This window comes from Streptomyces sp. NPDC006458 (genome assembly GCF_040612135.1).
Taxonomy (GTDB): domain Bacteria; phylum Actinomycetota; class Actinomycetes; order Streptomycetales; family Streptomycetaceae; genus Streptomyces.
This window is the reverse complement of the sequence record NZ_JBEXPR010000018.1, coordinates 1-13816: the sequence shown is the minus strand read 5'-3', so window position 1 is coordinate 13816 and position 13816 is coordinate 1. Positions and strand designations below refer to the sequence as shown.

The 13816-nt window shown below is 69.5% G+C and carries 9 protein-coding genes and 1 pseudogene; 3 read left to right on the top strand and 7 right to left on the bottom strand.

Annotated elements, in window-relative coordinates:
• Nucleotides 1–92: 92 nt before the first annotated feature.
• On the bottom strand, nucleotides 93–3812 hold the full coding sequence (locus ABZZ79_RS23905; protein WP_356691807.1) for a LamG-like jellyroll fold domain-containing protein: 3720 nt from the start codon (nucleotides 3810–3812) through the stop codon (nucleotides 93–95).
• 374 nt (nucleotides 3813–4186) lie between these two features.
• Here ABZZ79_RS23905 and ABZZ79_RS23900 point away from each other — a divergent pair, with 374 nt between their 5' ends.
• A complete protein-coding gene (locus tag ABZZ79_RS23900; RefSeq protein WP_356691805.1) occupies nucleotides 4187–4942 on the top strand; it encodes a calcium-binding protein in 756 nt (251 codons plus the stop codon).
• On the opposite strand, the gene ABZZ79_RS23895 is transcribed toward ABZZ79_RS23900, so the two are convergent.
• Nucleotides 4924–5370, bottom strand: coding sequence for an N-6 DNA methylase (locus tag ABZZ79_RS23895; RefSeq protein ID WP_356691803.1), 447 nt, complete (start codon nucleotides 5368–5370; stop codon nucleotides 4924–4926). The two genes, ABZZ79_RS23900 and ABZZ79_RS23895, sit on opposite strands and share 19 nt — an antisense overlap.
• A 295-nt stretch (nucleotides 5371–5665) precedes the next feature.
• Here ABZZ79_RS23895 and ABZZ79_RS23890 point away from each other — a divergent pair.
• Nucleotides 5666–6130 (top strand): annotated as a pseudogene (locus ABZZ79_RS23890) (hypothetical protein); the annotation flags it as partial.
• Here ABZZ79_RS23890 and ABZZ79_RS23885 read toward each other — a convergent pair.
• From ABZZ79_RS23885 to ABZZ79_RS23865, 5 genes are all read right to left on the bottom strand, one after another.
• Nucleotides 6061–6288: a hypothetical protein gene (locus tag ABZZ79_RS23885; RefSeq protein ID WP_356691801.1), complete on the bottom strand. Its 228-nt coding sequence runs from the start codon at nucleotides 6286–6288 to the stop codon at nucleotides 6061–6063. The pseudogene ABZZ79_RS23890 and the gene ABZZ79_RS23885 overlap by 70 nt on opposite strands.
• 313 nt (nucleotides 6289–6601) lie before the next feature.
• Complete coding sequence (locus ABZZ79_RS23880; RefSeq protein WP_356691799.1) at nucleotides 6602–7066, bottom strand: GNAT family N-acetyltransferase; 465 nt, start codon at nucleotides 7064–7066, stop codon at nucleotides 6602–6604.
• Nucleotides 7063–8007, bottom strand: a complete 945-nt coding sequence (locus tag ABZZ79_RS23875; RefSeq protein WP_356691797.1) for an RluA family pseudouridine synthase — start codon at nucleotides 8005–8007, stop codon at nucleotides 7063–7065. Before ABZZ79_RS23875 ends, ABZZ79_RS23880 begins: the two co-directional genes overlap by 4 nt.
• Nucleotides 8008–8056: 49 nt before the next feature.
• On the bottom strand, nucleotides 8057–8728 hold the full coding sequence (gene lspA / locus ABZZ79_RS23870; protein WP_356691795.1) for a signal peptidase II: 672 nt from the start codon (nucleotides 8726–8728) through the stop codon (nucleotides 8057–8059).
• A 61-nt stretch (nucleotides 8729–8789) separates the two neighbouring features.
• Nucleotides 8790–9719: a TraR/DksA C4-type zinc finger protein gene (locus ABZZ79_RS23865; RefSeq protein WP_356691793.1), complete on the bottom strand. Its 930-nt coding sequence runs from the start codon at nucleotides 9717–9719 to the stop codon at nucleotides 8790–8792.
• Between the two features lie 596 nt (nucleotides 9720–10315).
• Here ABZZ79_RS23865 and ileS point away from each other — a divergent pair.
• Nucleotides 10316–13459: an isoleucine--tRNA ligase gene (gene ileS / locus ABZZ79_RS23860; RefSeq protein WP_356691791.1), complete on the top strand. Its 3144-nt coding sequence runs from the start codon at nucleotides 10316–10318 to the stop codon at nucleotides 13457–13459.
• Nucleotides 13460–13816: the final 357 nt, after the last annotated feature.

Below are 13816 nucleotides of genomic sequence, written 5' to 3'. Positions count from 1 at the left end.
AACGAAACGGTGTGCCGGGCCGGGAACGGCCCGGCACACCGCAGGGGATCACCGCTGCACGCCAGGAGGAGTGCAGCGGTGTGAGGTGTCGGTCAGCCGATGTCGATCGGCGGCTCGTCGGACAGCGACAGCTGGGTGATGTCCTGATCGGACAGCACTCCGGCGTAGACGCGCATGTCGTCCAGCAGGCCGGGCAACTGGTTGCCCCATACTCCGTTGGTGGCGCGGGAGCGGCCCATCATCAGGGGACCCGTGGGCTGGTAGATGCCACGCGTGACCCAGACGCCGTCTTCGTCGCCCTGCCGTTCACCGGTGATGTACAGCTTGGCCGACTGGTTGGCCGAGTCGTACACGCCGACGACATGGACCCATCCGCCGGGCGGGTTGACCTCGTCGGACACCACGGAGCTCTGGAAGCTGAGCTGTGCATCGCTCTCGTAGGCGGCGAACTTCCAGGTGCCGACCGACTGCCCGGCCTCCTGCTGGTACCACAGGCGGAAGGAGTTGTTCTGGGCGCCAGGGTGAGCGAACACGGTCGGTGAGTGGGCGCGGCTGGTGTCGTCCAGGCTGCCGTCGGCATCGAGATTGACCCAGCCCGCGACCGTGAAGCTGCCGGACTCGTCCACCGGGACTGCGGCCGTGAGGTGGCCGCCGGACGCCTCGTCGAGCTTGACGGCGTTGCCGTGGCCGAAGTCGGGCGTGGTGGTGAACGCCGCGCCGGGCTGCAGGGTGAGGGTGTGGCCGCGGCCGGTGTCGTCGGGAGCGGTGGTGGTGGCGGAGGTGTTGTCCATCGACCAGTGCGCGAGCAGTTCCGCTCTCGGCTGTCCGTTCGCGGGGTCCTCCATGTTCACCAGCGGGCTCAGCTCGCTGGGGTAGACCACGCGGGTGTAGGCCTGGACCTGGTCCACATCACCGTTGAAGTAGGCTGCCGGACCCGCCGTGCCCTTCATCCGGCCGATCTCGAAGGGGCCGTTCGCCGCCCAGGGCGCCGTGTAGGAGGCGGTGGTCTCCAGGCGGCCGTTGACGTATAGGGACATCTCCTGCGCCTGCCGGTCATAGGTGGCCAGCAGATGCGTCCACGCCCCGGCGACCGGCGACGTCGTCGACGTCGCGCGCACGATCGTGGCTCCGGAGGCGGTGTCCTGGTCGTAGCGGTTGAACACCCACTTGCCGACCGACGGCGAGTAGTACAGCGCGAACGCACCGACGTTGACGCCGTTCTGGTTCGCGACCGTGCTCATCAAGTCGGTACGCGACAGCCTCGCCCACGCCGAGACGGAGAAGCTGCCTGTCGTATCGACTACCTTGCCCGTAGTAGCCGCATAGCTGCTTCCGGTCCCCTGCCAGGCTGCCTTGTTGCGGCCCTTCGCCGCCCATGACGCCGTGTTCAGGGTCAGTGAGTGGCTGGTGCCCTCGGCGTTCGCTGCGGTGAGGTCGGTATTCTCGTCCAGCTGCCACGCCGCGACCGGATCCGCCGGCTTGGCGACGTTGAACAGATAGTCCCTGGTGGCACCGCGGTTGCCTGCGGCGTCAAAGGTCCACACCCGCAGCCGGTTGGTCAGTCGCTGGGTAGGCGTGACAGAAACCGTGTGAGTGGCCGTATTGGCGGTGTAGGTCTTGTCCTGGACCAGGTAGCCGTTCAGCTCAATGACGTACCGGCGTACGTCCGTGGAACCTCCTGTGATTTTGAATTGACCGGTCATGCCGACGCTGCCGGTTTCCGGTGAACTCGCGCAGGTCTCTCCCGCGCACTCCGGGTAAAGGTCGTTGACCGAGACGACGTCCGGCTCCGGCGGGCCCATACTGTCGATCTTGAAGTAGCAGGGATCGGACCAGGGCCCGTACAGGTACTGGGTGGTCCCGCCGTAGGTGACCTTGTACTGGGTACGGGCACGGAAGTGATAGGTCTGCTGGTTCGCCAGGGTCGGCTGCCAGGTGCCGGCGGTTCCGCTGGCCGTCCACGTCGAAGGCCGGTAGGGCGTGGGAGACGTGCTGCTGCCGGTATACAGCTCGAAGTCCGGGCGCAGCACGGCCTGCGAGCCGTCCGCGGAGGTGGGGGTGGCGGTGAACCGCGGGGTGGTGTCCCGGATATAGGGCGCTGCGCTTGAGGCCGAGCAGGCGATGTTGGGGTCGGCGAGCTTCACGTAGGACGGTTTGGCCGTGGGGACGGTGACGTACGTGATCGACAGCTTTGGCGTGCGCTCGGCCGTGATGCGGTCGTCCTTGGGAGACATGAACTGCTTCCACGCGAGCGGGTCCGTCTCACTGGCGCGCAGTCCCAGCGTGGTGGTCGTGCTCTTGGCCTTGGCCGTGTAGGCCACGGCGGCGGTGGCGTCGAACTCCACCGAACCGTCCGGGCAGGAGGAGGAGAAGCCCTTGGCCGCGGACACGGTGTCCACCAGCGCGTGCCACGACGGCTGGCTCGACCACGTGCGGGCCGAGTTGATGGTGGAGGTGCGCCACAGCTGGATGTCCTGCTTGGTGCAATTGGCGGACCAGATCTCGTAGGCCGAGAAGTCGGCGTCGAGGATCTTCTTGCCGACCACGGCCCGAGTGTCGAACTGGAACAGCGAGCGGGACTTCTTGTTGTCCACGTACGCGTCGTAGCCCACGCCCAGCGCGTGGCTGGTGCCCCAGAACGAGGTTGTGGACAGGTTCGACCACAGCGATGTCCAGCCGGTGAGCTTGGCCGACACGGTCGGCGGGTCGATCACGACCGGGTAGGAGGTGTCGGGGTCGGTGAGGAAGTCCTGGTCCGGCACCACTGTCAGCCGGTCAGGGGTCAGGGTCGCGTCCGCGACGGCGGTACGGGACAGGGCGTCCGGGGTGACCGCGTCGACCGGATCAACCTCAGCGGAAGTGTCGGTGTCATCCGCTGAAGTGGCCGCACCCATCATGGTGGTGGGGGCGGATTCAGTGGTCTGGGGGCCGAAGTCCCACATCAGCGGCGAGGCGCTGATGAACGCGGGCCGTCCGCCCTCATCGACCAGTGCCGTCACACCGTCGCTGGTGCGAACCTCGAGTCCTTCGGTGCGTACCGGATAGTGGATCGCGCCCAGCGCGGTCGCGGCCTGCGGTGTATGCACTACCAGGTTTTGGGTGAAACCGTCCGGCAGTACCTGTACCACCAGGTCCACGTCCGGGCGCACCTGCTGGTAGACGGCGTGCGAGCCCTCTAGCACTGGCTTCGGCAGTGGCCATGGCGAAAACACCTCGTAGGTGCGGCCGTCGCTCTCGAACCGCACCAGCGGCTCCTCGCTACCACCGCCCGACAGAACCACGTCGTGCGCGGCCCTCGGCGCCAGGACGCCGCCAGCCTGCTGCACCAGTGTCGTGTCGACCGGCGTCCATACGCCGTTTTTGCGGACCCGCTCGACCACTGCCGAAGACTCAGCGGTGAATGTGCCGTCCGGGTTCGCGAAAACCTGGTTCGTCTCAGTCGTCAGACCCTGCGCAGCAACCCGCTGCCCGGTCTCGGCGGCCTTGCGCGATGCCGTCAACTCCGCTGACTCGGCCGGCAGTCCATCGTCTCCCCAGAACGAGCGGCCGCGGGCATCGTCATCGACCGGCTCCGTGGAGACCGTGTCGCCGCCCTCTGCCCCGGCCGCACCCGCTGCCGGGCTTCCGACCAGCAGTCCGGCGACCACAGCCGCTGACAGCGCGGCCCCGATCGCACCCGAGACCGGTCGCCGCCAGCGGCGCCGGTACTCCCCCACTCTCATAGTCAAACCCCAACTGCCTGCGGAAACGTACAAGTCGCGGCAGATTAAAGATCGAGTAAGGAAACGATCAAGGGGCGGAAAACCGTCCATTTGGGCTTTTGTGGCAATGAATTGACGAGTAGTCAACTGTGAAGTTAATATTGCAAGTTCCATACAACCTTTACCGTTCTTCCGCACAGCAAACCCCAGCCGACTTGAAGCCAGGCCCTGCCGACATTCAAAGGCGCCTGCTCCAAGCACTGTTGGCTCGCAAGACGTCCAGATGGCACCGCACTGCCGCCAGGCGACAGCCGGGCGACCAATCTCAGTGCAAACAAGCGAACCCCCAGAGCGTGCCGCAGCACCTCGCACCGAGGGACACCTTGCAACGCAAGCCCGGCTGCGCGCCGACTAACATCGCTCCGCCGCTTCGGTTCACCCTGATCACGCAGCTCAGGGGCCGGCATTCCACCTGGGGGTTTCACATGGGCAAGCGTGCCGCCGCGACCGTCACCGCCTCACTCACGGTCATGTGCCTGAGTGTTTCAACGGCCTCAGCGGAGACCCGCCTGGGCGACACGCAGATCCTCTCCGCCTCCGTCAACGGCGGGAAGCCTCTCGTGATCGGAACGGCCGCGCGGACGACCTTCCCCGCGACCGTCACGGCCAGCGACCCCGACGGCATCGACTACATCGACGCCTGGCTGTACCGGGGCCCCGCCACCGCGCCGACGGGCGCCATGGCAGCATCCAACAAGCCGCCGTGCACCGCCGTCGACGCAACCACCACCCGATGCGACTTCTGGTTCACCCTGGGCGAAGGGCTCTACAACGCCGACGCCGGCACCTGGCGCCTCTACGTCAACGCCAAAGGACTGGACGGCGACGGCCATCACAAGGAGGCGGCAGCGTCCTTCACCCTCCAACGTGCCTCGAAGCTGACAGCAAACGCGGCGCCCGAGCCCGTGACCAAGGGCAGACCGATCACCGTCACCGGCGCCCTCAGCCGCGTCAGCTGGAACGACTCCGCCTACCACCGCTACGCCGGCCAGCCCGTGCGCCTGCAGTTCCGCACCCCCACCGGTGCCTACACCACCGTCAGGACCGTCACCGCCGGCCCCACCGGGTACCTCAGGACCACCGTCACCGCCGCCCGCGACGGCTACTGGCGCTACAGCTACCCCGGCAACACCACCACCGGCCCCGCCAACGCCCCCGGCGACTACGTCGACGTACGGTAGGGGGTCTCCTCGGGCTCTTCAAGGCATGCAACAGCCCTCGAGTCGAGCCGGGAGCCCTTCTGGAGCACGCCGATCTTCTGGAGCCGCTTGATGGCTTCCGTGGGGGGGGTGATCTCCCCATCGAAGACCGTCACCTCGGCGGGACTTTCCATGCCAGGCAGAAAGTCCTCGACGGCAGTGAACATGCCTCCGGTACCGCAGCACGGGTCGTGGACGGCCATCGGCGGGCCCGCCCGATGCAGCGTCGCCGCCTCCGGACCGAGCAGCAATCTGACGGCCAGCGCGGTCACGTCCTGGGGGCTCGGGTGCTCGCCCGATTCCTCCGGCGCCACGTCGATGAGACGCCGGACCAATTCCTCGTACTCCCGCCCCATCTCCTGGTCGGAAACGACATCAAGACTCAGATCAGGCTCGGCGAACCGGGACACGACCTGGGCGCAGCACACGCGCGTTCGCCAACCGCCTTACTGAGGCCCTGAATTCAAACGTGCCCAGCACATCCACGACCTCTATGGAGAATTCCCACAAAACGCCCCAGCGCTTCCCCGAGGAGCGGCTCGGCATCCGATGACGTCTCGTCAACCGTCTTGAGAAATCCGCCGAGGCTGTCCGAGGTGTCCAGCGCATCGCCGGCCCCGTCCGAACCGGCCGTCGAGGCCGAAGCGATGGCCGCGAAACCGCTATCCCCCTCCCCGCCGTCGCTTTCAGTCGCAGGTCCGACTCATGCTGGCGCAAGCAGTCCATCCGGCGCAGTCTGACGTACCCCCTGTTCCTCGACCCGTCCACGACGGCCATCCGCGCCAACTGGACGACGGTCTACAAGAAGTACCCGAACTCGAGCTTCTACGACGGCGCCAACTACAACGAGGACACCAAGGAGGCCCGCGTCGGCTACGAGCGGGACACGTGGGGCACCGCCCGCTCCTTCTTCAAGATGGCGTGCGCGACCACATCAGGGACGCGGACGTCTCCAGCGCCACCCTGAAGGTCCTGGAGACGCACTCATGGTCGTGCAGCAAGCGCACCATGCAGATCTGGCGCACCGACCCCTTCGGCACCAGCACCACCTGGAACCACCAGCCGGCCTGGAAGCGGAAGATCACCTCCAAGTCCTTCGCCTACGGCTGGAAGTCTTCCAGCTCCTGCCCGGACGCGTACGTGAACTTCACGGTCACCTCGCTGGCCCAGGAGGCCGCCGACAACGACTGGACCACCTTCAACATCGGCATGGTCGCCTCCACGTCCACCTCGGCGCCGACGACGTCCGCGTCCGCGCTGGAGACGGACACGTACTCCTGGAAGGAGTTCCGCGCCGAGGGCGGCGGCTCGCCCGAGATCGCCCTCACCTACAACCGCAGGCCCAACACCCCGAGCTCCGTGACGTTGACCCCGGGCTACTGCGACACCAGCTCCAGCCCCTCCATCAAGATCGGCAAGACGAGCGAACGGGACACCTCACGGCGGGCCCCTTCGCACCACGCGAGGGGGCCCGCCGCTCGGTGCGCGCCCCGTCCGCCCCCTCCCGCCCCGACTTCTCGTGTACGCGTCGTATGGGTGCGCAGATGTACCCGCGCACACCGCCAGTCCTCGTCCGGAACAGGGTGCGGCGGCAAGGACGGCCCGCTTCAGCGCCCCGTCTGCCATTTCACCGCAGGTCGGCTACAGGGCGCGCCGCATCGCCCGGTGCGCGATCCCGGCTTCCAGGTACTGCGGGCCGTACGCCTCGTAGCCGAGGCGCTCGTAGAAGCCCAGGGCGTGGGTCTGCGCGTGCAGGTCGACGGCGGCGAGGCCACGCGCGCGTGCCGCGTCCTCGATGGCGCGCACGAGGGCGACGCCGACGCCGAGCCCGCGGGCCCGGCGGGTGACCGCCAGCCGTCCGAGCGACCCCACGGTGAGGTCACCGCCGGTCTTGGCGGCCGCGGCCGCGCCGTGCAGGAGCCGGCCGGTGCCGAGCGCGGTGCCGTCCTCGCGCACGGCGAGCACATGCACCGCACCGGGGTCGTAGGAGTCGTACTCGATCTCCTGCGGGACGCCCTGCTCGGCGACGAAGACCTCCTTGCGGACGGCGAAGCAGGCCTCGCGGTCGGCGGGGTCCTCGGCGACCCGGACGGTGTACGCACTCATCCGTAGGTCTCCTCGCGGACCTGGTCGAGGGCCTTCTGCAGGTCGGCGGGGTAGTCGCTGGCGAACTCGGCCCACTGTCCGTCCCCGGGGTGCTCGAAGCCGAGCCGGACGGCGTGCAGCCACTGGCGGGTCAGACGCAGCCGCTTGGCGAGCGTCGGGTCGGCGCCGTAGGTCAGGTCGCCGACGCAGGGGTGGCGGTGGGCGGCCATGTGGACGCGGATCTGGTGGGTGCGGCCGGTCTCCAGCTTCACGTCGAGCAGGGAGGCGGAGCGGAAGGCCTCGATGAGGTCGTAGTGCGTGACGGACGGCTTGCCCTCCGCGGTGACCGCCCACTTGTAGTCGTGGTTCGGGTGGCGGCCGATGGGCGCGTCGATGGTGCCGCTGGTCGGGTCCGGGTGGCCCTGGACGAGCGTGTGGTACCGCTTGTCGACCGTGCGCTCCTTGAACTGGCGCTTGAGCGAGGTGTACGCGCGCTCCGACTTGGCGACCACCATCAGGCCGGAGGTGCCCACGTCGAGGCGGTGCACGATGCCCTGGCGCTCGGCCGCGCCGGAGGTGGAGATGCGGTAGCCGGCCGCCGCGAGGCCGCCGATCACCGTCGGGCCGGTCCAGCCGGGCGAGGGGTGGGCGGCGACGCCGACGGGCTTGACGATGACCACGACGTCGTCGTCGTCATGGATGATCTCCATGCCCTCGACGGGCTCGGCCACCACCTGTACCGGGGCGGCCGCCTGGGGCATCTCGACCTCCAGCCAGGCGCCGCCGTGCACGCGCTCGGACTTGCCGACGACCGTGCCGTCGACCAGCACCTTGCCCGCGGCCGCCAACTCCGCCGCCTTCGTACGGGAGAAGCCGAACATGCGGGAGATGGCGGCGTCGACGCGCTCGCCCTCCAGGCCGTCCGGTACGGGCAGGGTGCGGATCTCGGGAATCGTGCTCACCCGTCGAGTATGCCGGACGGCACCGACAGCCCCGTCGGCGCGGGCGCTCTCAGTCCTTGTGGACGGTCCCGTCCGGGTCCAGTCCGCGGAAGGACAGCAGCACGATGAGGATGCCGCCGCACACGATCGCGGAGTCGGCGAGATTGAACACGGCGAAGTGCTTGGGTGCGATGAAGTCGACGACCGCGCCCTCGAAGACGCCCGGCGCGCGGAAGATCCGGTCGGTGAGGTTGCCGAGCGCGCCGCCGAGCAGCAGGCCGAGGGCGATGGCCCAGGGCAGGCTGTAGAGCTTGCGGGCGAGCCGGAAGATCACCACGATCACGGCCGCCGCGATCAGCGTGAAGATGATCGTGAAGGCCTGGCCGAAGCCGAAGGCCGCGCCGCGGTTGCGGATGGCGTCGAACTTCAGCCACTCGCCGATGATCTCGATGGCCTCGTGGTGCTCCAGCTTCGCCACCACGATCATCTTGCTGACCAGGTCGACGAGGTAGGCGAACGCGGCGACCGCGAACAGGACGGCGATCTTGCGCCGTCCCTTCGGGCGCTCCTCCGCCGCCTCCGGGGCCTGGTCGGGGGCCTCGGAGCCACCGGGCGTGCCGGCCTCCGCGGAGTCCGCGGAGGTGTCCGACCGCGCCTGCGTGCCGTCGTCATCCCGCTCCTGCGCGGCCCGTGCCGCCTCGGGGATGTCCGGCGTACCGATGATGCGCTCCGCCTCTGCCACGTGAGTCCCTCAACCTAGGTGCCTGACTGAGGACGAGGGTACGTCACGCCTCCCGGCGCGATCAGTACCGGCGTTCCTGCTTCTGCTTGCACTCCACGCACAGCGTGGCCCGTGGGAAGGCCTGCATCCGGGCCTTGCCGATGGCCTTGCCGCAGTTCTCGCAGAGACCGTAGGTGCCCGCGTCCAGCCTTTCCAGGGCACGCTCGGACTGGATCAGCATCTCGCGCGCGTTGGCGGCCAGCGCCAGCTCGTGCTCGCGTGTGATGTTCTTCGTGCCGGTGTCGGCCTCGTCGTCGCCCGCGCCGTCGCCGGAGTCCCGCATCAGGCCCACCAGGGACTCCTCGGAACTGGCGAGCTCGGCCTTCAGCCGCTGCATGTCGCCGGTCAGCTCCGTGCGGGCCTCCGCGACCTCCTCGGGCGTCCAGGGGTCCTCACCGGGGCGTACGGCGAGTTCGCCCGGCTCCACCGCCGTGCCGCGTGCCTTGGGAACAGCCGTCTGCGCGGCCGTGGCCGTGCCCGGAGTCTTCTTCGCACCCACCGTCGTGGCTCCCGTCTGCTCCGCGGCCCGCGCCGCGTGCGCCTTCTTCGCCGTGATCTTCCTGCCCGCGCCGGCGCTCTTCGCGGCGGCGGTCCTCCCGGCCGTGGCCTTCTTGGCGGCGGCCTTCGCGGCCGGCCCCCCGGCGGCCGGAGGGACGTGGCCGTCGGTCTTCTCGGCGGCGGCCGCCCGCGCGGCTGTCCTGCCGGATGTCCTACCGGCGGCCTCGGAGGACGGCGAAGCCTCGGCGGCCGTCTTCCCGGCCGGAGCCTTCCTGTTGGCGGTCTTCCTCGCCGGCGCCTTCTTCACGACGGCCTTCCCGTCGGCGGACTTGCCGTCGGCGGACTTGCCGGAGGCCGCCCCCTGCGCGCGCTTCTTCCCACGGATGTCCTTGGCCGCGGAGCCCGTGGACCCGCCGGATGCCGGCTGCTCTGCGGCGGTCTTCTTCGCCACCATGGTCGCGGCCCCTTCACATATTGTGATCTTGCTCGCGAATCGTGCTGGGACGATAAATCGACTCGAGTCCCGCGGCAACGGGGCACGCCGCCCGATTCGCCCACCCCGCGCGTGCCGCGAGGCCGGCATGCATCCGTTGTGCCCAACTCCCGTCCGGGTAATCCGCCGGGCCCACGCCGCGGGAACCCGGACAGGCACGCCTGACCATTCGGGTCATCCCGGACGCGCCCCGGCCCCGCCCCGGGGAGCCGGAAAACCGGGCGGCCACTGTCCGCGGGGCGCCGTACACTGGGCGGAGCGAGAAGCGTGGATGGGGACGAGTAGCGGCGTACGCAGCCCAGAGCGACCCGGGGACGGTGGAAGCCCGGGGGCGAGCGCGACGTGAAGATCACCCCGGAGCCGCCGGAAGAAAGCCGCAGCCGCCAGGCCCGCGGCCGGTAGACCCGGCATCGCGACCCCAATGAGGGGGCTCACCGGAGCACACCAGGCACCGGAGGGCCAAGGAGGGTGGTACCGCGGGAGCGCGCCGAAAACCGGTGCGGAGGCTCTCGTCCCTCCGGACGGAAGGCAGCAAGTCCGCCGGAGGAAGCTCGCTGATGACATCGCCTACGTACCGCCAGGTGCCCGCCCAGGTCGACCTGCCCGCGCTGGAGCACGCCGTGCTCGACTTCTGGCGCGACCAGAAGATCTTCGCCAAGAGCCTGGAGCAGTCCGAGGGCCGCCCCGAATGGGTGTTCTACGAGGGCCCGCCCACCGCCAACGGCATGCCCGGCGCCCACCACATCGAGGCCCGTGTCTTCAAGGACGTCTTCCCGCGCTTCCGCACCATGCGCGGCTACCACGTGGCCCGCAAGGCCGGCTGGGACTGCCACGGCCTGCCCGTGGAGCTGGCGGTGGAGAAGGAGCTGGGCTTCTCCGGCAAGCAGGACATCGAGGCGTATGGCATCGCCGAGTTCAACGCCAGGTGCCGCGCGTCGGTGACCCGGCACACCGACGCCTTCGCCGAGTTGACGACCCGCATGGGCTACTGGGTCGACCTCGACGACGCCTACCGCACGATGGACCCCGAGTACATCGAGTCGGTGTGGTGGTCGCTGAAGCAGATCTTCGACAAGGGCCTGCTGGTCCAGGACCACCGTGTCGCCCCCTGGTGCCCGCGCTGCGGCACCGGTCTGTCCGACCACGAGCTGGCGCAGGGCTACGAGACGGTCGTCGACCCGTCGGTCTACGTCCGCTTCCCGCTGACCTCCGGTCCGCTCGCCGGCCAGGCCGCGCTCCTGGTCTGGACTACCACACCGTGGACCCTGGTCTCCAACACGGCCGTCGCCGCCCACCCCGAGGTCACCTACGTCGTCGCCACCGATGGCGAGGAGAAGCTCGTCGTCGCCGAGCCGCTGGTCGGCAAGGCCCTCGGCGAGGGCTGGGAGACCACCGGCGAGTCCTTCACCGGCGCCGAGATGGAGCGCTGGACGTACCAGCGCCCGTTCGAGCTGGTGGAGTTCCCGGAGCCCGCGCACTACGTGGTGAACGCCGAGTACGTGACGACCGAGGACGGTACGGGTCTGGTCCACCAGTCCCCCGCCTTCGGTGAGGACGACCTCAAGGTCTGCCGGTCCTACGGCCTGCCCGTGGTCAACCCGGTCCGCCCGGACGGCACCTTCGAGGAGGACGTCCCCCTGGTCGGCGGCATCTTCTTCAAGAAGGCCGACGAGAAGCTCACCGAGGACCTCGGCACGCGCGGCCTGCTCTTCCGGCACCTGCCGTACGAGCACAGCTACCCGCACTGCTGGCGCTGCCACACCGCGCTGCTCTACTACGCGCAGCCCTCCTGGTACATCCGTACGACGGCCGTCAAGGACCGCCTGATCCAGGAGAACGAGAACACCAACTGGTTCCCGGAGACGGTCAAGCACGGCCGCTTCGGCGACTGGCTGAACAACAACATCGACTGGGCGCTGTCCCGCAACCGCTACTGGGGCACTCCGCTGCCCGTCTGGCGCTGCGCGGACGACCACCTCACCTGCGTCGGCTCCCGCGCGGAGCTGACCGAGCTGACCGGCGCCGACCAGTCGGGCCTCGACCCGCACCGCCCGTTCATCGACGACGTCACCTTCGCCTGTCCGCACGAGGGCTGCGGCAGCACGGCCACGCGCGTGCCGGAGGTCATCGACGCCTGGTACGACTCGGGTTCGATGCCGTTCGCGCAGTGGGGCTACCCGTACAAGAACAAGGAGCTGTTCGAGAGCCGGTACCCGGCGCAGTTCATCTCCGAGGCCATCGACCAGACCCGCGGCTGGTTCTACACGCTGATGGCCGTCGGCACCCTGGTCTTCGACAAGTCGTCGTACGAGAACGTCGTCTGCCTCGGCCACATCCTCGCCGAGGACGGCCGCAAGATGTCCAAGCACCTGGGCAACATCCTCCAGCCGATCCCGCTGATGGACCAGCACGGCGCCGACGCGGTGCGGTGGTTCATGGCGGCCGGCGGTTCGCCGTGGGCGGCCCGCCGCGTGGGCCACGGCACGATCCAGGAGGTTGTCCGCAAGACCCTGCTGACGTACTGGAACACCGTCGCCTTCCAGGCGCTGTACGCCCGCACGTCCGGCTGGGCCCCGTCCGCGGCCGACCCGGCCCCGGCCGACCGCCCGCTGATCGACCGCTGGCTGCTGTCCGAACTCCACGCGCTCACCGACCAGGTGACGCAGTCCCTGGAGGCCTACGACACCCAGCGCGCCGGCAAGCTGCTGTCCGCGTTCGTCGACGATCTCTCCAACTGGTACGTCCGCCGCTCCCGTCGCCGCTTCTGGCAGGGCGACAAGGCGGCCCTGCGCACCCTGCACGAGGTCGTGGAGACCGTCACCAAGCTGATGGCCCCGCTGACCCCGTTCATCACCGAGCGGGTGTGGCAGGACCTGGTCGTGCCGGTCACCCCGGGCGCCCCGGAGTCGGTGCACCTGGCGGCCTGGCCAAAGGCGGACCTGTCCGCGATCGACCCGGAGCTGTCCCGCCAGATGGTCCTGGTGCGGCGGCTCGTCGAGCTGGGCCGGGCCACGCGCGCGGAGTCGGGCGTCAAGACGCGTCAGCCGCTGCGCCGCGCGCTCATCGCCGCGACCGGCTTCGAGGCGCTCGACCCCGAGCTGCACACGCAGATCACGGAGGAGCTGAACGTCGAGGGCCTGGCTTCGCTGAGCGAGGTGGGCGGCTCGCTGGTCGACACCACCGCGAAGGCCAACTTCCGCGCCCTGGGCAAGCGGTTCGGCAAGCGGGTCCAGGACGTGGCCAAGGCCGTGGCGAACGCCGACGCGGCCGCGCTGTCGCTCGCGCTGCGCGAGGGCACGGCGTCGGTGGAGGTCGACGGTGAGACCGTCACCCTCGCTCCCGACGAGGTCATCATCACCGAGACCCCGCGCGAGGGCTGGTCGGTGGCGTCCGACGCGGGCGCGACCGTGGCCCTCGACCTGGAGATCACGGAGGAGCTGCGCCGGGCCGGCCTGGCCCGTGACGCGATCCGGCTGATCCAGGAGGCCCGCAAGAACAGCGGCCTCGACGTGGCCGACCGGATCGCGCTGCGCTGGACCGCTGCGGACCCGGCGACGACCGCGGCCCTCACGGAGCACGCGGGGCTCATCGCGGACGAGGTCCTCGCGACCGACTTCGCGCGGGGCGAGGCGGACGACAGCTACGGATCCCCGTTCAGCGACGAGGGGCTGACGCTCACGTTCCGGCTGCGCAAGGCGTGACTCCGGCCGGTGCCCGCGCGGGGCGTGACCCACGGTCCCGCTCGCGCGGGCACGGTCGGGGTCGCGTACGCGTGGCGTGACTCACAGGCGAACGGCGGCTGCCCCTCGGGCGGCCGCCGTTCCGTGTCTTCGCCGTGGCCGTCCGCGGGACCGTCGTGGCTTGTCGCGCGGTTCCCCGCGCCCCTTGAGGGCGGCGTGGCTCCCCGCGACGCCTCAAAGCGGCGCGGTCGACGGATCCAGGATCCGTCAACGCGTTCAACGAGGGGCGGGCCCCGGATCAGAGTTCGACGCGGCGGACATCGCCCAGCCCAGGTTGAACTGGCCGACCGGACGGCGCTCCACCTCGTAGGTGTCGAG

Coding starts and splice junctions, on each gene's coding strand:
- ABZZ79_RS23865 (WP_356691793.1), bottom strand. CDS start 9,719: ATGGTGGCGAAGAAGACCGCCGCAGAGCAGCCGGCATCCGGCGGGTCC.
- ABZZ79_RS23905 (WP_356691807.1), bottom strand. CDS start 3,812: ATGGACGGTTTTCCGCCCCTTGATCGTTTCCTTACTCGATCTTTAATC.
- ABZZ79_RS23880 (WP_356691799.1), bottom strand. CDS start 7,066: ATGAGTGCGTACACCGTCCGGGTCGCCGAGGACCCCGCCGACCGCGAG.
- ileS (WP_356691791.1), top strand. CDS start 10,316: ATGACATCGCCTACGTACCGCCAGGTGCCCGCCCAGGTCGACCTGCCC.
- ABZZ79_RS23900 (WP_356691805.1), top strand. CDS start 4,187: ATGGGCAAGCGTGCCGCCGCGACCGTCACCGCCTCACTCACGGTCATG.